This window comes from Streptomyces sp. NPDC088261 (assembly GCF_044740805.1).
In the GTDB taxonomy this organism is placed as follows: domain Bacteria; phylum Actinomycetota; class Actinomycetes; order Streptomycetales; family Streptomycetaceae; genus Streptomyces.
The window spans coordinates 43,264-59,560 of the sequence record NZ_JBIURL010000013.1; the positions used below are offsets into that span (position 1 = coordinate 43,264).

The following is a 16,297-nucleotide window of genomic DNA, read 5'->3' on the forward strand; positions in this document are numbered from 1 at the left end:
AACGGTGGGGTCCGCAGGCAGAACCACGGACCCCGCCGCTTCCTGCTACTCGCTGTCGTGCAGGTTGCCGTCGCCGCCGGGCCAGGGTGAATCGCCGGAACTACCTGCGTTGTCCGACCGGAGGCTGTCGTACCGGTCGTGAACGGAGGCCAGCTCCTTGACCGCGACCAGGAGGTCGCTGGGGGTTGTCGGTGGTGTCGGGTTCTCTGCCATCTCGTTCTCCTTCTCCTTTTGGGTTCCTCCCGCCGGAATGCCGACAGGAGGCTGCGTGCCGCAGTCACGTTGGGTGGTGTCCAGTCAACGGCCGCCACCCTGGGGCACGGAACGTTTCCAGGGGGTTTCTCCAGGGGACGCCACCCTCGTAGGCGGGGGTGAAAGGCAGCCCTCAACCGCCCTGTTGACACGGCAGGAGTGATGACGTGCCCGGTGCGCCCTTAGCGGTCCATCCTTTGACCTTCGTCCGCCAGACGCGTGGATGGGGGAAGGCCGAGTTCGCCCGCCTCATGCAGGCGCGTGGAAAGCTGCTCGGCATTCCCCTGGCGACGAATCGCACGACCGTCTGGAAGTGGGAGCAGGGGCAGGAACCGGACGCGGACGCCCAGCGCGTGCTCGGCAACCTGCTGTCGGTGCCGTGCGACCGAACGCGTACGGAGGCGTGGCCGCAGTGGCTTCCGGTCTGGGAGGTGACGGGTCTCACCGCACCCTGGACCGAGGCCGGTACCGTCGAGGCGTTGGCCGATCTAGTGGGGAGTGGACGGTTGGATCGACGAGGCTTTCTCACCATCACCGGCGCCACCCTGACCGGGCTCGCGGCAAGTTGGGTCGAGGCCCCCTCAGCGTTCGCCTCGGCGGTCAACGGAGACCGCGTCACCGACGTGATGGTCTCGACGATCGAGCAGCGTGTCAGCACACTCCGCACGCTCGATGACCTATTGGGGGGTGCCCGGCTTCTGGAGCAGGCGCGAGGAGACCTGTCCCTGATCACGGGGCTGCTCAGCGGCGGCCGGTACACGGACGACATCCGTGTTCGCCTGTACGCGCTGGCGGCCCGAACATCGCACCTCACCGGCTGGATGGCCTACGACGCGGGTCTGCGGTCCGCAGGACAGCGGTACTACGTCGGCGCACTGCGCACTGCTCGTACCGGCGGGGACGACTCGTTCGGTGCCTTCATCCTCGCCGAGATGGGCGTCCACGTCTCCGAGGCCGGGCGTACGGCCGAGCGAGTCGACCTCATCTCGACCGCCATCGACAACGCTCCCCGCACCCTGTCGCCCTCCACTCAGTGCTTCCTCTACTTGCACCAGGCCGAGGCACTGTCCCGCGACGGGGATCATCAGAGGGCTGGTACAGCGCTCAATCGTGCCGCTTCCCTCTGGGAACGCCAGACGGTAGGTGATGCCCCCGACTGGCTCGACTGGTTCGGCGAGGCGCAGGTGAAGTCGACCGAGGGTAAGGTTCTGCTCCGCGCGGGGCAGGTGGAGCGAGCGACGCGTTCTCTGGAGATCTCCGTCCAGCGGGCCGCCCCCCGGGACAAGGCCGTTCGTTCCAGCCAGCTGGCTGAGGCCCGGCTGACAGGTGGCGACCTGGACGGAGCGCTGGACGCGGCGAACTACGGTGCCGCGCTCCTGGAGGACAAGGTCAGCTCGGTGCGGGCACTGGACCGGTTGAAGGAGTTCTCCTCGCAGCTCGATCCCCATAAGGCCGTGTGGGCCGTCCGTGAGTTCCGCGAGCGTCTCCAGGCGGTGCTCGTCGGCGTCTGATCCCCGCTGGCTTGGTTCAACTCCCCTTCGGTGCAGGGGCCCTGGGGTGTCAGGATGGGCCGCATGACAGTGATCAACGGTGAGGTCACAGCAGGGTTCGAACCGGTACTTGAGGCATTCGCGGCGAACTTCGCCGAGCGCGGGGACATCGGCGCGGCGGTATGCGTCTACCAGGACGGCCGACCGGTCGTGGACCTGTGGGCCGGAGTCTCTGATGTGGACACTGGCCGCCCGTGGGAACGCAACACCCTTCAACTCGTCTACTCGGCGACCAAGGGGGCTACTGCCACGGCGGCGCATCTACTGGCCCAACGTGGCGCGCTGGACATGGACGCCCCAGTGGCCGAGTACTGGCCGGAGTTCGCCGTGAACGGCAAGGCGGACATCCCGGTGCACTGGCTGCTGTCCCACCGGGCAGGCTTGGTCACGCTAGACCAGCCGGTGCCGCTCGGCGACGCACTGTCCTGGCACCCCATGGCAGCAGCCTTGGCCGCTCAGCGTCCGCAGTGGACTCCGGGGACGGCACACGGATACCACGGACGGACCTGGGGCTGGCTGGTCGGCGAGGTGATCCGCCGGGTGTCCGGTCGCACGCCGGGCCGCTTTTTCGCCGAGGAGATTGCCGCGCCGCTGGCTCTGGACTTCTTCATCGGGCTGCCAGCCGGTGAACAGAGCCGACTCAGCCGCATGGTGTACCGGAAGCCGGACGTCGATCTCACCACCGTGCCCGAGGAGTCGGTCCCCGAGGAACTGCGTGACCTCGTCGTCGCGTGGCGCGACCCGAACTCGCTCAGCAACAGGGCCTTCGCGGTCACCGACCCGGCGGACATCGACTTCGGCTCCCCTCAGGTCCAGGCCGCGGAGCTTCCCTCCTCCAACGGCATCGGCACCGCGCACAGCCTGGCACGCATGTACGCCGCGCTGATCGGCGAGGTAGACGGGGTACGTCTGTTCACCCCCGAAACCCTGGCCGCAGCCACCAAGGAACAAGCCGGGGGCCCGGACCAGGTGATGGTGGTACCCAGCCGGTTCAGCTCCGGATACATGCTGCCGACCGAGGACGTTCCCATGACCGGCCCGGCCGCCTTCGGCCACACAGGACGAGGCGGCTCACTCGGCTTCGCCGACCCGGGGCATGGCATCGCGTTCGGATACGTCATGAACCACATCGTCGGAGGCCCCGACGATGTGCGTGCGACCTTGCTGGCCCAGGCAGTAAGAAGGTCTTTGGTCTGAGTTTTCCGAGCAATCGGGGAGACTCGCAGGGCCTGAGGGAGCGAACTCGCCCTCTCCACGGGACTATCAGACGTTATTGGCTTTGCCGCGCCGTGACCCGTCACCGCCTCACCTGTAGGACCGAGACATCTCAGACGGCACGACCAGCTTCCCACCGCGAAAAGATCTTGTGGGCCGTCAGGCAACTACGACGCACACAAAAAGAAGAGACAGCCCGTAGAGAACGATGGCAAGATGCAGATACACCCAGAGCCGGTGTAGCCGAACACGATGCAACCGCGGAAATCTTCGGTAGTGCTCAGCGCGCGCCCGAATGAGTTCTTCGTCAGAACCCAGCACTCCCTGTTCCACCAAGGTCTTGGTCAAGGCCCGAGCCTGAAGAAGGTGATAGGACGCCCGCTCATAGTATTTGGAGACGGCGACAGCGCCGTATGCACCGGCCAGTATGACGAAGAAGCACAGAGGCATCACGTTCAGCGTGAACTTCTGCTGGACGATCAGTGCGCTCAAGGCGGCCGTGACGACGATCAGAAGATTTGTCAGCGTGGAGCGCTGGGTTTCGCATTGCCGTAACTGCTCCCGATGCTCCTTCCAATAGGAGCGTATCGCCTCTTCTGAGACCTCGGCCATGAAAGAACCCCCTCGTCTCCACCCACTACGCCAGCCGTCCGTTTCGCCCAAGAAACCAACCGCCAGCACTGGAGATACCGTAGCGTGAAAATCTTCATCAGTAGTGCCCGCCGAGGCCTAGAAGAGGAGCGAGACTCCCTAAAAGGCCTGATCAGCGCGCTAGGGCACACCCCTGTGCGCTTCGAGGACTTCTCGGCACAGACCACACCCAGCCGGGAGGCGTGCCTGGAGGCCCTGGCATCTGCGGATGTCTGCCTCTTCCTGCTGGGCCCGAAGTATGGTCACGTCTTTCCCGAGACGGGGCAGTCGGCGACGCACGACGAATGGGTGGCTGCTCAAGTAGCAGGTATGAATAGGCTCGTCTACCGCAAGCTGGAGGTGGAATTTGAGCCCGCTCAGCTCGAATTCACGCGGATCGTGCAGGCCTATGCCACCGGAGTGTTCCGTGACTCGTTCACCACGACCTCTGAGCTTCAGACCAAAGTCGTGCAGAAGATAAAGGAGTTGGAGGTCGGCACATCTCCTCTTGCCTTTACGAAACTGACGGTGCCCCCTGACATAAGCTGGACCCTGGAGACCAAGGGGATCAACCCTTTGGCCGACAACAACGTCACCCTGCTGGAACTGCACGTCTTGCCTCTGGGCTTCGCCGGGCACTCCGATCGCGAGCTGGAGCAGTTCGGTGCATCCTTGGTGGACCGAATCCGCACTACCGGACTGGTCAAGGGTGACGTTGCGCTTTCCCTCTCCAGATCCCGAGACCACGTAGCGGTGGGCGTCCCTTCCGGACGGCCTCGATCATGGGACGCACCCCAGCCGGGCGAACTCGCGGAAGTCCGCCTCTACAAGACAGGTCAGATTTCCGCCCGAGCCACGCTCCCACGGGACGGCCTGGGATCGATCCTGGATCCCGAAGTCCTGCCTCACCAGATTACTGGCCTGCTGAAATTCATAGGCGCGCTGAACATCGTCCAGCCAGGTCAAATCGTCGTCGCGGCCGGCGTCTCGTGCAACTCACAGACCAGCGTCGACAGGTTCAATCCGCATCAGTCGCGACGTAGTGCCCAGATGTCCCACCTTTCGAACCTGACGCTGCGAACCGAGGCCGATGAGTCCGTCACTCTGGCCGCTCTGGGCACCGGGGCCAAGGAAGTCGCCGGACCTCTCTCGCGAGCGCTGGTCAGACAGCACCCTTCCGCGCGCTAGCACCCCAGAGAGATCGTCAACCGATCCGGCTAGGGCTACCGGACCAGTTGGTGTGTACTCATTCGGTTCCTACGAGCTGAGCGGAACGTCGTCTCAGCCTGATCCCGCTACTCAGTGCTGTTTTGGTCCTGTGGAGGAGCGCCAGGAGAGGACCGAGCCTACTGAGCCGATCGACAGGACCGAGTCCTTTGCCCGTCGGACGCGGTGATCGAATGGATGCTCTAGCCTCGGCGGGTGACGCTCTATTTCGACGCCCTCGCCGGCCTCGGCGACGATCGCCTCGCATTCACCGGGCGTTGGGAAGACCGGCTTTGGCTCAACGTTCCCGGACCCTCCTACGGTGGGGAGACCGACACCTGTTGGACGGGGCGGCTTGCGGCGCCCAGCCATGTTCTCTACGGCGGTGAGTACCTCTCCGAGTACGTCTATCGCCAGCCCAAGACGCGTGCGGACACCGCTCTGCTGATCGAGGCGGCAGACCAAGACCCGTTTCTCGGGTACGGCTGTGACGGGGACTCGCGGTGGACCGCGAAAACGGTCCGGGAGTGGTGGAGTGAGCGTCCCGTCGGGTCACGCGCTACCTCACCGACCATCGGAGCACCGCGGCAGTTACTCGCCTGCCTCCCACAGGGCCCTGAAGCGTTGGACTCGTTTGGCTACTCTGTCTGCTCTTAGGTCCATGATTGTTTTGGTGTTGACGCCCCGTAGGTCGAAGCCGATCTCGTACGACAGCGACTCGTCGAAGACGATGAAGTCGTTCGTTTCGTCCATGCGGGCGATCGGGGAGAGTTCTGACAGGGCCAGGACGCGGACCTCGATGCCGAGGCTTTGTTGGTTGTCGCAGAACTGTTGGAGTTCTGGGGTGTTGTGGTCCGGCGTCTCCACTATGAACAGGCGGCGGATGCGGACCTGGCGTTCCTTGACCGCGTCGCGTTGCGCCCGTAGGTAGCGTTGGCCCAGTTCGCTCGGCCAGAAGTCGCGGTCCACCGACGTGCTCGTCGCGTCGATCGTCTGGGCCGCGCAGTGCGTCAGGCTCACGATCCAGTCGTGGTCCTCGCCCTCGTAGTCCACCAGCTTCTGGTTGAGGTTCTCCATCAGCGTCGTCAGGCGGCTGATCTCCTCCCGCGCGAACGCCTGCATGATCGCGGGGGCGCTCGAACCGACCTCCGTCGCGCTGCGGACCAGGCGCGTGACCCCGTCGGGAGGGAGGGCTGAGCGGTCCACCAGGCCGAAGAGTTCGGTGACTTCGTTTATACGGGCGAAGCCACGCGCGACCAGCCGCGTCATCTCCGCGTTGTGCTCGGTGAGCGTGTCCTCCACCCCGCCCAGCCGCCGCTCGAAGTCGATCATGTACTGGATGATCAGCGACGCGCCCCCCAGGAAGATGGAAGCGGTCAGCTTCCACACCTCCGGCTGATCGGTGATGTTCGTGAGTAAGTACGCCGTCCCGCCGATGAACGCCGTGATCAGCGACTTCAGCAGGAACGGCGGGATGCCCAGCGGCCCCGGCGCGGGGGTGCTCCCCGCGCCCTGCCTTCTCGGCGATCCGTCCGTCTGTACGACCATGTGTACGAGTCCCCCCGTTGGGATCGTGCGGCGCGCCCGCGTCCGTCAGCGGATGGTCAGGGCGGGGTCGCGCCGCAACGGAATGGCCTGTAGGGCCAGTTGGTCCCTGATCCGCTGGACCAGGGTCTGCCACTGCCGGGTGAAGCCTGGTTCCCGTTCCAACACCTCCCACAGCGGGCCCAGCGCCCGGTCCGCACGAGCCTTCGGCATCCACAGGTGCAGCAGGTGGTCGACGGCCGGACGCAGTGCCGTGACCGCGTCGCGTCCGTCGGCCGACCCGAGCCGGCTGCGCTCGACCATCCGTACGAGCGTCGTGAGCAGCCAGTCGTGCAGGGCCAGGTCCTCGCAGAGACTCGCGGCGGCGGCGGATCCCGTACCCGCCGGCAGCCGCAGCTCCACGGTGCGCAGCCCGTCCTCGGCAAGGGTGAAGCGTTCGATCGAAGGGCCCTCACCGTCGGGGGCCAGCAGTGCGACCCAGCGCAGCCGAGTGCGCCGGGACTTGAAGGGTGCCCGTTGGTCGAGCAGTTGATGCCTGAGGAGCCTGCTGAGCAACCGTTCCGAGATCGCACCGATATCCACGTCGCCGGGGCGCTGGTGGGGAAGCAGAAAACCCTCCGCCACGGATCGTTCGGAGAGTTTTCCGAACGGCTCTACCACTCCCGGACGCGCCAAGTAGTGCCCCCACGGCTGTCGTTGGTCCGGGCCGGAGGCAGGAGAGCGGAAGACCGCGCCCGCCTGGAGGACGCGGCCGCCGGTGAGTACGGCGCGAGAAGAGACCGTTCCGACGGCCCTGACCTTCGCCCCGGACGAGGTCGGCAGCCGGCAGTCCACGCCCGTGAGCACGTCCGCCGACACGGCGTACGCGTTGGGGCGCTCCGAGACCAGGACCCTTTCGTCGCCGCGCAGTTGGAGCAGGTCCGCGGCCGCCGCGCCCGGCAGCGACTGCGCGTGCTGGAGCAGGGCCGTCCGTACCTCCCCGCACATCACCACCCACTCCGCGCCGTCCCCTGGGGCGGCCACGTCAGGGTCCCGTGTAGAAGACGTAGGAGGCGCGGTCGGCGATCTCGTCCGGGACCGCCAGCCCCTCGCGCGCGGAGCGCTCGGCGACCTGGCTCAGCGCGCCCCGGTCCGCGTCGACCTGGTCGAGGATGACCCGGACGGCGTGCTCGACGGACAGGAACCGCGACGGGAGTACGGAAGCCGTGCGGTACGCGGAGAAGGGCGCCGCCGACGCGTTGAGCTGGACGAGCGGCGGCAGGTCGTCCCACCGGCGCGGGAACGCCTCGCCGTCCGGCCATACCCGGGGACGTAGTACGGCTTCGCCGTGGTGCCGCAGCAGTCCGAGCCGGGCCAGCTGCCAGACCGCGGCGAGGAACGGACACGACCACGTACGGCGGTTGTCGCGGTCGTCCCACATCTCGACGTCCACGAAGACGGAGTGGCGCCGGGCCGCGGTCTCGGTGGGCGGCGTCCACGACGGGACCTGCGCCATGGCCTCCAACGTGCCGGTGTCCGGGCCGCGTTCGCCGTTGGCCAGCCAGCCGCTCTCGCCGGCGGGCGGCCGCGAACCGTCGCTGCCGGCGGGCGGCGACTCCACCAGGCGGTGGGCCACGGCCTCGGCGACCGCGATCCCGTCGGCGACCGCGCACCCCGACTCACGGGCCAGGTAGTCGATCGTCAGCCCGGCGTCCCCGGCCTCCGCGAGGAGGACCGGGACGAGCTCGGCGGGGGAGGAGAAGCGGGTGAAGTAGTCGTCGATGAGGAAGCACGTACTGATCCGGGGCCGCCGGCCGCCCACCGCGGCGGAGGCGCGGACCGCGTCCGCCCAGGGCCGTACCCGCGCGAAGTGCTCACGCAGCCGCCCGGGTCCGGCCTCGAAGTCCTCCATGTACAAGTGGCCCAGTTCCAGGGAGACATGGGCGAGCGGTACGGATTGGGTACGGGGTTCCGCGGCGGTCTCCCGGAAGACGGCCCCCGCCCCGGGAGCCGCCACCCCGCCGTCCCTCACGTCTGGCCCCAGGCGCTCACGTCTGCCCCCACGCGTCGTCGTCCGTCAGCCGCGCCGCCAGTTCCTCCAGCGCCTGCCGCGTCTCCATGTTCGCCACCCGGCTCGCCAGCACGTCCTCGTCCGTGATCAGCTGCTCCCGCCACTGGAGCACCGGCTCCAGCGGCACCGCCCCCAGCACCCGGCTGAACCCGACGTCCAGCTCCGCCGCCAGCTTGTTGAGGTCCTGGTCGCACTTGCGCATCCACGCCGACTGGGCCGGCGGCACCTGCGACCACAGCGCCGACTCGGGATCCGGTACGGCGGCCCGTACGAACCGGATGCTGCCCCGCAGCCGGTCCTCGTCGTGCCCGCGCGCCACCCCGCCCGCCACGATGCCGCGCGCACCGAACACCAGCCCGGCGGCCGCGATCACATGCTGCCGCGTCCAGCGGTGGTAGACGAGCCAGCGGGCGTCGACGCCCCTCAACTCCGGCCGGGAGGTGGCTTCGAGGACCATGTCCGTCGCGTAACTGCGGCCCGCGCTCAGGTCGACCACCACCAGGTCGAACTCGCTGTTGAGCCGCAGGAAGAGGTCCACGCACCGGCCCAACGCGTCCTTGCCGACGGCGAATTCGCCCCCGCTGCGGTCCCCGGGCAGCAGCACCAGACCGCCCGAGCCGGTGGGCCGGTGGCGCAGCACCTCGTGCTCCGTGTCGGCCCACACGTCGATCCGTACCGGCTCGGCGGCCTTGCCCTGGAGGTACGAGTGCAGCCCGCCGTGCTCGATGCCGCGCAGCGCGCCCGGCACGTCGAAGACCGCGGCGGCCGTGGGGGAGCCGAAGTCGAAGTCCAGGTAGCAGACGTCGTCCCCGGCGAGCGCCTTGCGGTAGGCGACGTTGGCGCTGGTGACGGAACGCCCGGTGCCTCCCTTGTCGGAGGCGGCGAAGACGAGCACCGTTCACACTCCCCGGGAGGCGGTGTGCCTGGCCAGGGCCAGGGTGTCCAGTTCGCCCAGCACGTCCAGGGTCAGCGCGACGGCCGTGCCGGGCTGGTCGTCGAGGATGAGCCGGGCTCGGCGGAGTTTGACCTCGACGCTCTTGAGCGCGATGCCGTGGGAGCCGTCGGCGAGCGAGGTCGGTTCCAGCTGTTCGTTGCCGAGCAGGTGGGTCGCCTCGCTGAGCAGGGCGGCCGCCAGGGTGGCCAGTTCGGAGCTGCGGATCGGCGGCTGGGTGTAGAGCTGGCGCGCGGCGACCATGCACTCGGTGACGCGCTCCGTGATGTTCCACGACAACGGCCCCTCGTCGGGCGGCGCTTCGGGATACACGGCCTGGATGTGGTCCCACAGCCCGGCCTCGTCGCCGGTCCTGATCCGCCGGGTCCACACGTGGTCGAAGATCCGCTCGGCGAGCCGCAGCAGCCGGTCGTGCGCCGATATGTTCCGGGACAGCGCGCAGAGTTGGATGCTCCGCTTGAGCAGCTGCGCCGAGAAGTCGCCCATGGTCCACTCCATCGGCGGCCCGACGCGCTGGCTGCCCTGGAGCGGCAGCCGGACACCCGGCCGGTGCAGCCCGATGGCGGAGTCGTTCTGGGTCATGCGGCTGGTGATACGGCCCCGTTCGGCGAGGCGCTCCATGATGCCGACGGTACGGGTGAGGTCGTCGTCCGTCGCGCGCCGGCGCACCAGGTCCTGGACGAGGATGGCGGCGACGGACAGCGAGAAGTACTCGGACTCCAGCCGCTGTCCCGTCGTACGCCAGGGGATGTCCTCCAGCGGCCAACTGCCCTCGCCGAAGCGGGCGATGCCCGACCAGTACTGCTGGGTGACCTCCCAGCGCAGCCGTAACGCCTCGGCCAGCCGCTGCTGTTCGGTGTTGAGCAGACCCAGCGTGAGCGTGCGGTCGGAGAACAGGTCCTGGATGCCGTCGAGGGCGACGACCGTGAAGTAGAGGTACGGGATGGGGTCCGCGACCCCGTCCGGCTGCGGGCCGATCGGCTCGACGGTCTCCACCGGCGGGGCGTCCTTCACCAGGCTCCAGGCCCAGCCGATCTCGAAGAGCTGGTTGTCGTCCTTGAGGCGGTCGGCGACGTCGACCCCGAGGGTGAAGCTCTCGCTGACGGTGGCGCGCAACGCCTTGAAGCGGCGCTGGAACTGCTGGAGGACCACCCGCTCCGAGACCTGCCCCTGGCCGAGGAGCTTGCCGAGCGTACGGCCCTGCGCCTCCTCCGGGTCGAAGACGTTGACGGTGAACGAGCGCAGCAGGCTGACCATCGCCGCGGTGAGCCGTACCTCGGTGGCGGCCTTCAACTCGTCGATCAGGGCCCGTACTTCGGCGCGGCGCGTCCGGGTCTCGTACACCTTGAGGAAGCCGAGGGTGGCGAGGGAGAGGGTGATCGACATCGAGAAGGCGTCCACGACGCCCAGTTCACGCTGCTCCTGGGTGAGGTCCTGCTCGGGATCGCCGGAGATGAAGTAGTAACCCCCGGAGAAACTGGGTCTCTTGTCCTCCGCCGCGTGCGTCCGCATGAACTCGGCGAGGACCGTGACGAGCTTGCCCGGCAGCTCCAGACGCCCGCCGACGCTCTTCAGCGCGGCCTGGACGTCCCGTTCCGTCGTGTCCGGGTCGTCGAGCCGGAACGCCGGGATCTCCGTGGCCGGATACATGAGGCAGAGCAGCCGTTCGGCGTCCGCGACACTGCTTCTCCCGCCCCATTCGCCCCACTCCCATTCGCCGTCCACGAACGAATGGCGCGCGATTGCCTGCCAGATGTCCAGCAGATGCTGGCGTGGCTTGATCTGCATCCCATATCCCTCGTACAGGTCCCCGCACCGTCAATCGGGAAGCGCTCAGGAATTCACTGGACGGAATTACGCCGGCCGCACGCCACGATCATTCCTTCGTACCCGGGCCGCAGCGCCCCGCCCGGCATGCCGATGGGGGTGATCGTGACGTCCTCCTCCGCGTACGGGGCGAGGGCCGCCCGGATCTCCGTACCGGTCACACTGCACGCCGGGAAGAACCGCTCGCCCACCTTGTACCCCTGCGAGCCCTCCATGAAGGCGGCGGCGAAGGGCGCGCCCGGCGCCAGGGCGCGCAGGAAGCGCTCCACGCCGGTCTCGAATTCCCGGTGCGAGGTCGACATCGACTCGGCGACGAAGAACATCGTGCCCAGGGACCACCGCCCCAGGAACCGGTCGAGGGAGAAGAGGTCGCCCTGTGCCACCTCGACGGTCTTGCGGAACACGACCCGCGGGTCGTCGTGCTCCGCCAGCTCGCGGTACGCGTCCCGGCCGCGCAGCACGTCCCAGAACTCGTCCCAGTGCGTGTCGTAGTGCGGCCGCTGGCCCTCCAGATACGCGATGTTGGCGGAGGAGCGCTCGAAGAGGGTGATGGTGTCGCACCACGGGAGCATCGAGAGCGCGGGGTAGAGGTTGGCACCCGCGCCGACGTCGATCCCATGAACAGGACCGCCGGTCCCGGGAACAGGGCCGCCGGATCTCTCGGGAAAGGAGCGGAAGTAATCGCTGAAATGGTCCCGGACGAGGTGCAGAATCCGCGCGTCGTCGGACCGTAGAAAGCGATAATTGTGATCAACGTAGGCGGCGGAGTCGAACAGGTCCCAGGAAGCCTCGGCATTCAGCTCGTGTTCGGCCTCTCGCCGGGCTTCCCGCGCTGCCTCTGCTGATGTCCCGTCCGTGACGTCCGTGACGTCGGGCGACCTCGGATCCATCATTCAATGGTAGGGCCACAGCTCCCTCCGTGTCCCGTGCCGCGGACCCTCCGGGGTGACGGCACGTCAGCGAGGGCGCACGAGGGGCGCGCCGCGGCGTACGCGCATTTCGGTCCTGATCCCGCCTTGAACGGTCAGATCGGGCGGGTGATGCTGGGTCCGGTTGTCACCCGTACGAGTGCCACGAGGGAGCCGCATGACCTCTCTGCCCCGCACCGTCCCCGGTCCTCCCCGCACCGTCCCCGCCGCGACGCGCCTCGCCGGCCCCGACGGCCGGCCCCTGCGGCTGAGAGCGGTCACCGAGGACGACCTGCCCGAACTGCACCGCCTGGACAAGGAGATATTCAAGGCGCAGGCCTACCCGTACTTCGTCCTGCGCCAGTTCTACGACCTCTACCGCGACGACCTGTACGTCCTCGACGACGGCACCGCCTTCCACGGCTACGTCCTCGCGGGCACCAAGCCCGACAAGAGCCGCAGTTGGGTGCTGGGCCTGGCCATCCACCAGCAGTGGCAGGGACTCGGCCTCGGCCGCCGGCTGATGGGCGAGGCGCTGCGCCGGCTGCGCGCGGAGGGCGTCGGCGAGGTCTGGCTCACCGTCGAACCCGCCAACACGCGGGCCATCAAGCTGTACGTGTCCCTGGGCTTCACCCGTATCGCCCACCGCGACGACTACTTCGGCCCCGACGGGGACCGCGTACTGATGGCGCTGCCGCTGACGGCCGAAGGGCCGTACCACCCCGACGAGGTGGTACGGCCCCTGGACGGACCGGACAGACCGGACAGACAAAACGCACCAGACACACCAGACACACGAACGGACCAGTGAAACAGCCTCAGCCGCCGCACTGGCACGGCGCGCCCTGCTGACAGCCGCAGCCGCAGCCCGAGCCGCAGCCGCACGCGCCGAGCAGCGGCAGGTGCACGACCCCTTCGTGGGGGGCCCTGGGAACCGGCGGCGCGTCCTGCTGCGGGTCGGTGGTGGGGGAATCGGCCATGGGATCCTCCTCAAAGGCGTACCGGATGCCGCCTCTTCCCATTGCACGCCCACCCCGGCGGTCGCATCAACGGCGCACCGGCAGCGCATCAGCGCAGGAGCGCTACGCGCCCTCCACCGGCGCCTCCGCCGTCTGGATCTCGTCCGCGTGCTCGCCCGTCACCAGGTAGACGACCCGCTTCGCCACCGACACCGCGTGGTCCGCGAACCGCTCGTAGTACCGGCCCAGCAGCGTCACGTCCACCGCCGTCTCGATGCCGTGCTTCCACCGGTCGTCCATCAGGTGCTGGAACAGCGTCCGGTGCAGCAGGTCCATCTCGTCGTCGTCCTGCTCCAGCTCCAGCGCCAGGTCGACGTCCTTCGTGATGATGACCTCGGCGGCCTTCGCCATCAGCCGCTGCGCCAGCTGCCCCATCTCCAGCAGCGTGGTGTGCAGGTCGTGCGGCACCGGCGACTGCGGGAACCGGAGGCGCGCCTGCTTGGCCACGTGCTGGGCCAGGTCGCCCGCCCGCTCCAGGTCGGCGCTCATGCGCAGCGAGGTCACCACGATGCGCAGGTCCGTCGCGACCGGCTGCTGCCGCGCCAGCAGCGCGATCGCCCTGGCCTCCAGGTCGTGCTGGAGCGTGTCGACCTTCTCGTCCGCGGCGATCACGCTCTCGGCGAGCCGCAGGTCGGCGTCCAGCATGGCCGTGGTGGCCCGCCCTATGGCGGAACCGACCAGCCGGGCCATCTCGACGAGGTCTTCGCCTATCGAGTCCAGTTCCTCGTGGTACGCGTCCCGCATGGGGTAGTCCCTCTCTTGTACGTGCTCTGGCTCTTGTTACGTGCTGGGCTCCGGTACGTGCTCCGGGTCCGTTAGTGCTCGTGCTCCGGGACCGTACGTGCTCACGCACGTGACGCCGGGGGGCCGGGGCCCCACGGTCCCACGTTCTGTCCGTTACGCGTCGGGCGCCTCCCTCACAAGTGAACCGGCACTATCCCCTCGGTGAACTCTGGGCGACGAGTGTTCGAGGAGACACCATGAGCGCTGGGAGAGTGTCCGTACCCGCGCATAACCTGGGTCGCATGGACGTGAACGCGGCAGTCGCCGCATTGGCAGCGATCGCCGGGGTGTGCACCGGCGTGATCGCCATGCTGGCGTTTCGCTGGAGCGAACGCGACCAGGCCAGACCCACCCGCACCTCCCTGCACACGGACGCCGTCCTGCCCCCCGGGGTCGACACGGTCCTGTCCGTGCTCCGCTCCTCCGCCGTGGTCCTCGACGAGAGCGACTCCGTGGTCAAGGCCAGCTCGGCGGCGTACGCGCTGGGTCTGGTCCGGGGCGGCAAGCTCGCGGTCGAGCCGATGCTCCACATGGCCAGGGACACCCGCAGGGACGGGGAGATACGGCAGGTGGAGCTGGATCTCCCCCGGCGCGGTACGGGCCGGGGCGAGGCCCTCGCCGTCTCCGCCCGGGTGGCCCCGCTCGGCTCCCGGCTGGTGCTGCTGCTGGTCGAGGACCTTACGGAGGCCCGCCGTATCGAAGCGGTACGGCGCGATTTCGTCGCCAACGTCAGCCACGAGCTGAAGACCCCGACGGGCGCGCTCTCCCTGCTCTCCGAGGCTGTCATGGACGCTTCGGACGACCCCGAGGCGGTCACCCGCTTCGCCGGGCGGATGCAGATCGAGGCGACCCGGCTCACCAATCTCGTACAGGAACTCATCGACCTCTCCCGGGTGCAGAACGACGACCCGCTGGAGGACGCGGAGCCGGTACGGGTGGACGAACTCGTCGCCGAGGCCATCGACCGGTCCCGGCACGCGGCGTCCACGAAGCAGATCACCATGGCCGCAGGAGGTACTGTCGATCTGCACGTATGGGGCAATCGCGGCCAGCTCGCCGCGGCCCTGGGCAATCTCGTCGAGAACGCCGTCAACTACTCCCCGGCCCGCACCCGCGTCGGCATCGCCGCGCAGAGGGTGAGCGCTCCCGGCGGGGACCTGATCGAGATAGCCGTGACCGACCAGGGCATAGGCATCTCCGAGAAGGATCGCGAGCGGGTCTTCGAGCGGTTCTACCGCGTCGACCCGGCACGCTCCCGCGCCACCGGTGGTACGGGGCTCGGCCTCGCCATCGTCAAACATGTGGCCGCCTCGCACGGCGGAGAGGTCACGGTGTGGAGCTCCGAGGGTCAGGGCTCCACCTTCACCCTGAGGCTGCCCGAGGCGGGCACCGTACGGGACCACAGAAAACCCGCCACGGACGACGATGACGACCAGGCCCCCTACGACACCGACACCGACTCCAGTCTCGCCCTTGACTCACCCACCGTGATTCCTGCCCCGGAGGTCCTTCCGTGACCCGAGTGCTCGTCGTCGAGGATGAGGAATCCTTCAGCGACGCTCTTTCCTACATGCTCCGCAAGGAAGGCTTCGAGGTCGCGATCGCGACCACCGGGCCCGCGGGGCTCGACGAGTTCGAACGCAACGGCGCCGACCTCGTCCTCCTCGACCTGATGCTGCCCGGCCTGCCGGGCACCGAGGTCTGCCGCCAGCTGCGCGGCAGGTCCAACGTCCCGGTGATCATGGTCACCGCCAAGGACAGTGAGATCGACAAGGTCGTCGGCCTGGAAATAGGGGCCGACGACTACGTGACCAAGCCCTTCTCCTCGCGGGAGCTGGTGGCCCGCATCCGCGCGGTGCTGCGCCGCAGGGGAGAGCCGGAGGAGGTCACGCCGGCGGCCCTGGAGGCCGGCCCGGTCCGGATGGACGTGGACCGCCACGTCGTCACCGTCTCCGGCGGCAAGGTCGACCTCCCGCTCAAGGAGTTCGACCTGCTGGAGATGCTCCTGCGGAACGCGGGCCGGGTCCTGACCCGGATGCAGCTGATCGACCGCGTCTGGGGAGCGGACTACGTGGGGGACACCAAGACCCTCGACGTGCACGTCAAGCGCCTGCGCGCCAAGATCGAGCCGGACCCGGGCGCGCCCAGATACCTGGTGACGGTCCGAGGCCTCGGCTATAAGTTCGAGCCGTAGACCGGCCCGGGCCGCGAGGCCCAGCTGTCCGCGGTGAACTGTGGCGGCCCCCCCAGCCCCGGGGGGGGGCCCCACCGGTGCGGTACGTACGGGCCAAGCCCGCCGCGCGGGACGCGGCCGCCCCCGCCCACGGCTGCCCCGACACGGGCGGACCCGCATACCCCGG

General features: G+C 68.4%; 16 protein-coding genes. 6 read left to right on the plus strand and 10 right to left on the minus strand.

Features of this window, described 5'->3' with window-relative positions:
* Positions 1 to 45: 45 nt before the first annotated feature.
* Entirely contained in the window at positions 46 to 213 is a 168-nt protein-coding gene (locus tag ACIODU_RS23760; RefSeq protein WP_401769803.1) for a hypothetical protein, read from the minus strand.
* A 206-nt stretch (positions 214 to 419) separates the two neighbouring features.
* On the opposite strand from ACIODU_RS23760, the gene ACIODU_RS23765 reads away from it, so the two are divergent.
* Together ACIODU_RS23765 and ACIODU_RS23770 are read left to right on the plus strand one after the other, a co-directional pair.
* Positions 420 to 1,763, plus strand: coding sequence for a transcriptional regulator (locus ACIODU_RS23765; protein WP_401769804.1), 1,344 nt, complete (start codon positions 420 to 422; stop codon positions 1,761 to 1,763).
* 63 nt (positions 1,764 to 1,826) lie between these two features.
* A complete protein-coding gene (locus tag ACIODU_RS23770) occupies positions 1,827 to 2,999 on the plus strand; it encodes a serine hydrolase domain-containing protein (protein ID WP_401769805.1) in 1,173 nt (390 codons plus the stop codon).
* Between the two features lie 177 nt (positions 3,000 to 3,176).
* Here ACIODU_RS23770 and ACIODU_RS23775 read toward each other — a convergent pair whose 3' ends face one another.
* Entirely contained in the window at positions 3,177 to 3,629 is a 453-nt protein-coding gene (locus ACIODU_RS23775; protein ID WP_401769806.1) for a hypothetical protein, read from the minus strand.
* An 84-nt stretch (positions 3,630 to 3,713) separates the two neighbouring features.
* Here ACIODU_RS23775 and ACIODU_RS23780 point away from each other — a divergent pair, with 84 nt between their 5' ends.
* Positions 3,714 to 4,835 carry a DUF4062 domain-containing protein gene (locus ACIODU_RS23780; RefSeq protein ID WP_401769807.1) on the plus strand — a complete coding sequence of 374 codons (1,122 nt, stop codon included), beginning with the start codon at positions 3,714 to 3,716 and terminating at the stop codon, positions 4,833 to 4,835.
* Positions 4,836 to 5,444: 609 nt separating this feature from the next.
* Here ACIODU_RS23780 and ACIODU_RS23785 read toward each other — a convergent pair.
* Genes ACIODU_RS23785 through ACIODU_RS23810 form a run of 6 tightly spaced genes read right to left on the minus strand, consistent with a single transcriptional unit; the run spans position 5,445 to position 12,117 of the window.
* Entirely contained in the window at positions 5,445 to 6,401 is a 957-nt protein-coding gene (locus tag ACIODU_RS23785) for a DUF6879 family protein (protein ID WP_356432501.1), read from the minus strand.
* 45 nt (positions 6,402 to 6,446) lie between these two features.
* Complete coding sequence (locus tag ACIODU_RS23790; protein WP_401769898.1) at positions 6,447 to 7,385, minus strand: SCO2521 family protein; 939 nt, start codon at positions 7,383 to 7,385, stop codon at positions 6,447 to 6,449.
* A gap of 37 nt (positions 7,386 to 7,422) precedes the next feature.
* Positions 7,423 to 8,394, minus strand: a complete 972-nt coding sequence (locus ACIODU_RS23795; RefSeq protein ID WP_401769808.1) for an SCO2522 family protein — start codon at positions 8,392 to 8,394, stop codon at positions 7,423 to 7,425.
* 31 nt (positions 8,395 to 8,425) lie between these two features.
* Positions 8,426 to 9,343 carry an SCO2523 family variant P-loop protein gene (locus ACIODU_RS23800; RefSeq protein WP_401769809.1) on the minus strand — a complete coding sequence of 306 codons (918 nt, stop codon included), beginning with the start codon at positions 9,341 to 9,343 and terminating at the stop codon, positions 8,426 to 8,428.
* 3 nt (positions 9,344 to 9,346) lie between these two features.
* Positions 9,347 to 11,188: an SCO2524 family protein gene (locus ACIODU_RS23805; protein WP_401769810.1), complete on the minus strand. Its 1,842-nt coding sequence runs from the start codon at positions 11,186 to 11,188 to the stop codon at positions 9,347 to 9,349.
* Between the two features lie 53 nt (positions 11,189 to 11,241).
* On the minus strand, positions 11,242 to 12,117 hold the full coding sequence (locus tag ACIODU_RS23810) for an SCO2525 family SAM-dependent methyltransferase (protein ID WP_401769811.1): 876 nt from the start codon (positions 12,115 to 12,117) through the stop codon (positions 11,242 to 11,244).
* A gap of 196 nt (positions 12,118 to 12,313) precedes the next feature.
* Between ACIODU_RS23810 and ACIODU_RS23815 the strand changes: the two genes are divergently transcribed.
* Positions 12,314 to 12,946 (plus strand): GNAT family N-acetyltransferase, encoded by a 633-nt coding sequence (locus ACIODU_RS23815; RefSeq protein ID WP_401769812.1) that lies wholly within the window; start codon positions 12,314 to 12,316, stop codon positions 12,944 to 12,946.
* 7 nt (positions 12,947 to 12,953) lie between these two features.
* On the opposite strand, the gene ACIODU_RS23820 is transcribed toward ACIODU_RS23815, so the two are convergent.
* A complete protein-coding gene (locus ACIODU_RS23820; protein WP_202532797.1) occupies positions 12,954 to 13,115 on the minus strand; it encodes a hypothetical protein in 162 nt (53 codons plus the stop codon).
* Between the two features lie 102 nt (positions 13,116 to 13,217).
* The gene (gene phoU / locus ACIODU_RS23825; RefSeq protein ID WP_356432489.1) at positions 13,218 to 13,898 is read right to left on the minus strand and encodes a phosphate signaling complex protein PhoU; all 681 of its coding nucleotides are present in this window, start codon (positions 13,896 to 13,898) and stop codon (positions 13,218 to 13,220) included.
* Between the two features lie 281 nt (positions 13,899 to 14,179).
* Between phoU and ACIODU_RS23830 the strand changes: the two genes are divergently transcribed.
* On the plus strand, positions 14,180 to 15,454 hold the full coding sequence (locus tag ACIODU_RS23830) for a cell wall metabolism sensor histidine kinase WalK (protein ID WP_161309254.1): 1,275 nt from the start codon (positions 14,180 to 14,182) through the stop codon (positions 15,452 to 15,454).
* The gene (locus tag ACIODU_RS23835) at positions 15,451 to 16,131 is read left to right on the plus strand and encodes a response regulator transcription factor (protein WP_046498012.1); all 681 of its coding nucleotides are present in this window, start codon (positions 15,451 to 15,453) and stop codon (positions 16,129 to 16,131) included. Before ACIODU_RS23830 ends, ACIODU_RS23835 begins: the two co-directional genes overlap by 4 nt.
* Positions 16,132 to 16,297 lie beyond the last annotated feature (166 nt).

Coding starts and splice junctions, on each gene's coding strand:
- ACIODU_RS23760 (WP_401769803.1), bottom strand. CDS start 213: ATGGCAGAGAACCCGACACCACCGACAACCCCCAGCGACCTCCTGGTC.
- ACIODU_RS23770 (WP_401769805.1), top strand. CDS start 1,827: ATGACAGTGATCAACGGTGAGGTCACAGCAGGGTTCGAACCGGTACTT.
- ACIODU_RS23775 (WP_401769806.1), bottom strand. CDS start 3,629: ATGGCCGAGGTCTCAGAAGAGGCGATACGCTCCTATTGGAAGGAGCAT.
- ACIODU_RS23785 (WP_356432501.1), bottom strand. CDS start 6,401: ATGGTCGTACAGACGGACGGATCGCCGAGAAGGCAGGGCGCGGGGAGC.
- ACIODU_RS23790 (WP_401769898.1), bottom strand. CDS start 7,385: ATGTGCGGGGAGGTACGGACGGCCCTGCTCCAGCACGCGCAGTCGCTG.
- ACIODU_RS23805 (WP_401769810.1), bottom strand. CDS start 11,188: ATGCAGATCAAGCCACGCCAGCATCTGCTGGACATCTGGCAGGCAATC.
- ACIODU_RS23810 (WP_401769811.1), bottom strand. CDS start 12,117: ATGGATCCGAGGTCGCCCGACGTCACGGACGTCACGGACGGGACATCA.
- ACIODU_RS23815 (WP_401769812.1), top strand. CDS start 12,314: ATGACCTCTCTGCCCCGCACCGTCCCCGGTCCTCCCCGCACCGTCCCC.
- ACIODU_RS23820 (WP_202532797.1), bottom strand. CDS start 13,115: ATGGCCGATTCCCCCACCACCGACCCGCAGCAGGACGCGCCGCCGGTT.
- phoU (WP_356432489.1), bottom strand. CDS start 13,898: ATGCGGGACGCGTACCACGAGGAACTGGACTCGATAGGCGAAGACCTC.
- ACIODU_RS23830 (WP_161309254.1), top strand. CDS start 14,180: ATGGACGTGAACGCGGCAGTCGCCGCATTGGCAGCGATCGCCGGGGTG.